At 35.1% G+C, this 6619-nt stretch carries 6 protein-coding genes; 1 reads left to right on the forward strand and 5 read right to left on the reverse strand.

Features of this window, described 5'->3' with window-relative positions; all coding sequences use genetic code 11:
- From AB8B65_RS11920 to AB8B65_RS11940, 5 genes are read right to left on the reverse strand one after another with little or no spacing between them, the layout of a single operon-like run.
- A complete protein-coding gene (locus AB8B65_RS11920; protein ID WP_405301252.1) occupies window positions 1-909 on the reverse strand; it encodes a hypothetical protein in 909 nt (302 codons plus the stop codon).
- Window positions 910-930: 21 nt separating this feature from the next.
- On the reverse strand, window positions 931-1443 hold the full coding sequence (locus tag AB8B65_RS11925; protein ID WP_405301253.1) for a hypothetical protein: 513 nt from the start codon (window positions 1441-1443) through the stop codon (window positions 931-933).
- A 6-nt stretch (window positions 1444-1449) separates the two neighbouring features.
- Window positions 1450-3255 carry an OmpA family protein gene (locus AB8B65_RS11930; protein WP_405301254.1) on the reverse strand — a complete coding sequence of 602 codons (1806 nt, stop codon included), beginning with the start codon at window positions 3253-3255 and terminating at the stop codon, window positions 1450-1452.
- Between the two features lie 16 nt (window positions 3256-3271).
- A complete protein-coding gene (locus tag AB8B65_RS11935) occupies window positions 3272-3814 on the reverse strand; it encodes a hypothetical protein (RefSeq protein WP_405301255.1) in 543 nt (180 codons plus the stop codon).
- A gap of 2 nt (window positions 3815-3816) precedes the next feature.
- Window positions 3817-4878 (reverse strand): hypothetical protein, encoded by a 1062-nt coding sequence (locus tag AB8B65_RS11940; protein WP_405301256.1) that lies wholly within the window; start codon window positions 4876-4878, stop codon window positions 3817-3819.
- Window positions 4879-5229: 351 nt separating this feature from the next.
- On the opposite strand from AB8B65_RS11940, the gene AB8B65_RS11945 reads away from it, so the two are divergent.
- Complete coding sequence (locus tag AB8B65_RS11945) at window positions 5230-6501, forward strand: asparagine synthetase B (RefSeq protein WP_405301257.1); 1272 nt, start codon at window positions 5230-5232, stop codon at window positions 6499-6501.
- Window positions 6502-6619 lie beyond the last annotated feature (118 nt).

A 6619-nucleotide genomic window follows, 5' to 3' on the forward strand; every position in this document is an offset into this window, starting at 1 on the left:
CTAGTTTTCAGACTCTTCTCTAGCAATTGCCATTTGTTGTTGAACACGCTCTTCTAATGCCGCTGGTGGCGGAATTGGAACTAGTTTTGTTTGTAGTAAACTTGATCCTTCTGCCGAATAACTATATTTTTGAGAGAATCCTGCATTTACTTGCGTAGTTGTTACTGTTTTGTTAGTTTTTATACCTCTTCTCCAGCTAAAACTTGCGCTTCTGTCCGTACTTTTTGAGTTTCTCTTGTATTCATACGAAGATGAACCTTCTCGTGTAAATTTGATGGAGATCGTTACTTTTATAATCGTATCTACAAATTGATAGAAAGTAGGAGAGAACCCAAGCTCTAACATGGATAAACGTTGTGGTAAGTACAATGTTTTTTCTGCTACAGCAGGTTTTTTCATTTTTTTTCCTGGTACTACTATTGGTGCAGCTGCAGTAGCATATACTTCAGTTCCTGCATCGTAAGTATACCAGTCACTACCTTTTCTATAATAAACATCTGCATTTTTCTGATTGTCAGGAGTAAAAACTGCATCCGTTGCTCCAATAGGACTTTTATTAACGTCAATAACAGGCTTGTCATATCCGTTTTCAATATCTGCAGGATTAAGCTTTGCCATAATGGCTGCTCTGTATGCAGCATCAGAGTTAGAGTTGTACAACTCTACTGCATCACTCGTTTCTACTTTTTCTTTTCCAAAGAAGACACGACTGTCTTTAAAGTTGATAAATTCTTTTCCACCAATAGTAGATTTAACTGGACTTAATCCTCCCATCATTTCTGCTACTTCGATCGAGTTGGAGTCTAACGCCATTTGTGCATTGGCAATAGATGTTGCCATGCTTTCGATCATTTGTCCCATAGGTACATTTAGCAATTCTTGCCCTATTTCTGGATTTTTATTAAACATATTTTATAATTTTAAATTGATTTATTCTTCTGTGTTAATTGTTGACTTTAGTATTTCAAGATAAATATCAGGTGCAGGCAACGATACAATCTTTGCTGCAATTGATGATGAGCCTTCTGCGGATGAAGAAAACTTACGTGAATAATGCGCCGAAATGGAAACTCCAAACATTTGAGTAGAAGTTGAATCACTACTACTATTGTCTGAACTAGAACTACTGTTTGAGTCACTGCTTTTCCCATAGCTGAATCCTAATGCGCCTCCGTAGCTTTCAGATTCAGCCATAGAAAATTCCATTTTCATTTCTACAGAAGCTTCTGTAAAAGCGTAAAATGTGGGTGCAAAACCAAGGCTTAATAAACTGTATTCTTCATCACCTAGATTAATTTTTACCGCAGCCAACTCATTTGCCAAACGAATGGAATTTGCATCTAAAGCCGATTGCGCATTGGCAATTGACATTCCGAGCTTTTCCAGCATCATTGGTAATGGAGCGTTGGTAATTTGTTGTATAACTTTAGGCGTGGTACTCATCAATTATTAATTTGAATTTGTATTTGTCAACGATTGAATGTAGTTTTCTAACGCTGTTGGCGGCGGTACAGAAATCATACGTGCCGATACAGAAGCATTTCCTTCTACCGACATGCTAAATTGACGCGCATAGCGAACATCTAATGAACCACTAATTGCTACTGATTTATCTCCTTGAAAATCTTGTTGTGATTTTTTTAATTTAGAGAATTCGTTCTGTGTTTCGCCAACATATACATTAGTTGATTCTTTGTTCATTTCTTCTGACGACTCATTATTAACTTTTACGTTTAATTCTTTGTTTTCAGACGAGTGTACAAAATAGTTTACTTTCGTTTCTTCGTGTAGTAGGTAATATGATTCGTTTACTTTTTCAACAAACAATTCTTCATATTTTCCTTTACTATTTACTAAAGAAGACAAGTTATTTGTAGCTCCTTGGCGTAATACATAGGTTTTTCCACCATACAGAAATGTGATGTCTAATCCTGTATTGGCACTAGAGTTCGTTGGTTCTACATATACAAAATGATCTGGTCCTGTATTTTTTGGAGCTGCACCTGTTTTAGTGATTTCTCCTCCATTGAAGAGAATATAATCAGGAGCACCATTTGCAAATGTTACTGTTACTTTACGAATATTAGCATCTCTTGCGGTACTTCCATTGGCTAAAGATTCTCCTTCTGTAGCTACTTTTACACGTGTGTCTGTAAAGGTTTCGCCAGCAATCTGACTTAGTTTGCTTCTTAAAGATTTTGCTCTTTTTTCACCAAGTGCTTCATTGTATGCAGCATTTTTTTGGCTAGCACTTCCGCTTCCGTCTGTATATCCTGTTACCGTAACTACTAAGGAAGGATCTCTTTTTAAAGTCATTGCCAATGCGGTAACATCAGCTTGGTTTAATGAATCTGATTTTACTCCTGTAGAATACGCGTAGTCAATTACATGTTTATCCCAATCAAAGAAAAATTCGTGTACTTTGGTTCCTCCGGTTCTGTGAATTCCTGTCGAATTAATCCCAGTTACAGTTCCACCATTCACCGATCTAGCATTTCCTAAAGTGGTTGCGAAATTTGTTTCTTTTTCAAATGTTTTTCCAGTTTTCAGAGTAATTACTGGTTTTGGATTGCTGGTAGGATACGATGATGAGTCTAGTTTTAACAATCCTTCTGTATCCGTATGAATATAAGGTTCTGTAACTATTACGTACCCTTCTTCTTTAGAAATAAAGACATCAGTAGAAGAGTTTTGATCTAAAACTCTTTTGTCGTCAATAACACTTTCCACGCGAATATTATTGGTTACGTCGCGCATTTGCTCTTTCGATTTTTCAATTTTCGAATACGAACCTTCTTCTTCGTGAACTTTGGTTGTTTTTTCGTTAATACTAATGTCTTCTGAAGAACTTGCTGTTAAAGCAATATCTTTTTGTGTTTTGGAATACTTACTGACCGAATTTTTCTTACTTTCTTTTAATTCGTCAAAAAAGTCTTGGTCAAAATTTGAGTTGTTTTTGTAATCAACTGATAAGCTAAAATCAACTTCAACTTCTTCTTTGACGGCCATTTTTAAGCTGATAGATGCTGAAATATCAGCATAATCAAACGCATAAAATGCGGGTTGAAATCCTAATTCCAATAATGATTTCCCAGCTACTTTACTTTCTGAAAGTCTAATAAGCTGCGAAACCGAGTTCGTGTCGAGCCGCTCTTGAGCCTCTGCAATACCCAAGGCGAGCGCTGTTACCATACTACTCACGTCTACGTTTTGTAGTATTTTTGATCCTTGATCGAATGTTTTTACGTCTGCCATTTTCTGTTTTTAAAAGTTAGAATGGAGAAACGCCCTCAGGTAAATCCATGGCAATTTTGGGATTTACTGATTCTTTTCTCACAATAAAATAATTATGTTTTTTTTGGAGTCTGGTCAATTGATCTCTATTGACTTTGTATCCTCTTTGCAACCAACCTAAGAGTTCGTCTGTAATTGGTTGCTTACCGCGTCCAAGATCTTTTTGAATGTCTTGGAGTAGTGCTTTTGCTTCGTCTTGTTCTTCTCTTAATACATGCTGAATTGCTTGGCGTTCGCTTACATAAGCGTTGTGTTTACGAACCAATACATCTTGTTCTTTGTCTTTTAAGAAAGAGCGATAGTTTTCACAAAATGAAATTACTTGGTCGTGTGCGCCAGAAAGTTCTAATGTTTCCATAACACACTGACTGTAATGTTGAAAGAACAGTTCGCTATCTTTTTCTTGCTGTGTAAGCTTCATTGCTTCTTTGTAATGACGTAATGCTTCTTTGTAGTTTTTGTCTAAAGCATGCATTTTTCCGCGTTCAGCAATTCGGTAGTGTAGCATATTTGTTTCCATAATTAGTTGATGATTTCTGGGTTACACGTTACTTGTTCTAATTGCGCTAAAAGGTATCTTGCAATTAATGGAGGTACTTCTTCTTTGCTTGTCCAATTTGTTGCATTTTCTTTAGGAAGGTCTTCATTGTCAATAAATTGTGCTAAGATTTTAGTTACATTTTCTAAGTCTTCAATGTTTTCAATTTGTAGTTTTTTCTTGAAGTTAAAGTCTTGTTCTATCGTTGTGTTTAATCCGATAGCAGCACAATCAGCAATGATTGTTTTTGCTTGCTTTCTGTTTATATTTTCAAATAATGAAATTGGAAGCGCTGCATGTACATCTTCTAAGATTTCCTTTGGCATGCCTACTTTTTCAATTAAAAATGCTGCGTGTGCTTCGTTTGAAACATCAAAATCTGCTAAGACAACCGATACCAATTGGTGACTTTGGTTGATGAGTTTTACCGCTTTGTTAGCTTGGTATTGTCTCCACAATAATTGTGAGTGATCGTACGATATGTTTTCAAAGACATACGCATTTTCCTTTTCTATAGCTTTTGTTTTTATTACTTTTTCAATATTTCGTAATTGTGTTTCTGCTGCTTTTTTACTGATGAGTATAGTATATTGGTCTTTTCTAGGATTTGAAAAATGTACATTGGCATCGGTACGTTTTTGTAACGCTTCCGCCGTAGCGACAGATACATTTCCAAGCACAATACTTGGTTCGTTCAACATTAGATTTAATACTTCCGATTGCTTACAGCCTAAGAAAACCGATAATTGCTCAATGACTTTCGGTAATAATAGGATGTCGTCAAGACTTACACTGATATCAATTGACTCAGTTCTTAAATCAATTTCATCTTCTTTAGTACATATAGAAACATCTAATCCTAATTTTGTTAGTGTATCTTCTGCTTTTTGCGCTGTATCTTCATCTACTTTTTGAAATAGAATGGAAGGCGCATTATATAGTAGTTTTAAAATATAGTCTTGTGGAACTTTTAACGCGTCCGACAATACTTTTGAAGCTCCAGGAGTAGCATTTCCTATAGAGTTGATAATTACTGTATTTTCCATAAAGTGTTGTAGTTAAATTTTAGAGTTATAAAACTAATTACATATAAATCGTTAGGCGCAAGTGTTTATATTCTTTTCAGATTAGTGTTTTCCCCTTTTTTTTGTAAGAATGAAAAAATGCTGTGAGAATCAGCATTTTTTTTGTTTTATACTAGTATTTTTTTTGATATCTAACCATCACATTTTAAGCTGTTAAATTGTGAGCGCACATGTTTTCTACAAGAAAAAATGAAAGCTAAAAAAGGAGTATCCGAATAGTTGGAAAATAAATTTTTGTAGGAATTGTTATAGAAATTATAAATTCTTCTTAACGATGTATTTTTTGTGTATCTTTCCCTAGTATTAAATATTATGCAATTGAAAATTAAAAACATCATCACACTCACGCTAGTACTCTTATTTTCAGCGAGTAGCTACGCTTCATACATTTTGATTCCGATGGATTCGGATTCACAAAAAGATCATTTAAAAGCATACGGAATTACGTATTGGTCGCTAGAAAAAAAGATAAAAGTGAAATGGTTGCTTAATTATCGTGGCGGCTCATTTTTATTGCCAGCTATTGATGCAGTAGAGAAAGAATGTAAAATTCGCGGTGTTTCTTATGAAATTTTGTCAGATGCAAAAACCAATGCAATGTTGGAAGAAATTGCAAGTCCGAGCAAAAATCAGGAAGCAGTTATTTTGGAAAAAGCGCCAAAAGTTGCGGTATATTCTCCAAAAGGAAATGTGCCTTGGGATGATGCCGTTACAATGGTTTTGACATACGCTGAAATTCCGTATGAAGTTGTGTATGACGAAGAAGTACTTGCCGATGATTTGATAAAATACGATTGGTTGCACTTGCATCATGAAGATTTTACGGGACAATACGGTAAATTTTATGGAATGTATCGATCTGCACCTTGGTACATTCGTGAGAAGCAAGACGCAGAAGCATTGGCAAAAAAGTTGGGATACAGTAAAGTTTCGGAAGAAAAACGTGATGTTGCCTTAAAAATTAGAGATTATGTCATTGGTGGCGGATTTATGTTTGCCATGTGTAGCGCTACAGATAGTTTTGATATTGCGCTTGCTGCAGAAGGTATTGATATATGTGAGCCCATGTTTGATGGCGATGTGTCGGATAGAAATTATCAAAGTAAAATAGATTTCAACAAAACCTTTGCATTTACAAACTTTGAATTAGAGCGAAGTTCAACAAAATATGAATTTTCTACCATCGATATGACAGCCAAAAGGCGAATAGCAAAAGAAGCTGATTACTTTACATTAATGGATTTTTCTGCAAAATGGGATCCAATTCCAACGATGTTATGTCAAAATCATACGGCTTTGGTAAAAGGATTCATGGGACAAACGACTAGTTTTGACCGTTCTCAAATAAAACCTTCTGTATTAATATTAGGAGAAAATAGAACCAATGGCGAAGGTCGCTACATTCACGGAATAAAAGGAAAAGGATTCTTTACTTTTTATGGTGGACACGATCCTGAAGATTATCAGCATAGAGTAGGAGATCCAAAAACGGAACTAGAATTACATCCAAACTCTGCGGGTTATCGTCTAATTTTAAACAACATTCTCTTTCCAGCTGCAAAAAAGAAGAAGCAGAAAACTTAATTTAGTTTATGAGTTTATGAGTTTATGAGTTTATGAGTTTTGCAGTTTAAAGGTTGTTGTGTTTTAAAAACTTATAACGTAATTTTCTTCTTTTTAAAACTTCACAAGTCGTCACATC

This window comes from Kordia sp. (assembly GCF_045105435.1).
Lineage (GTDB): Bacteria > Bacteroidota > Bacteroidia > Flavobacteriales > Flavobacteriaceae > Kordia.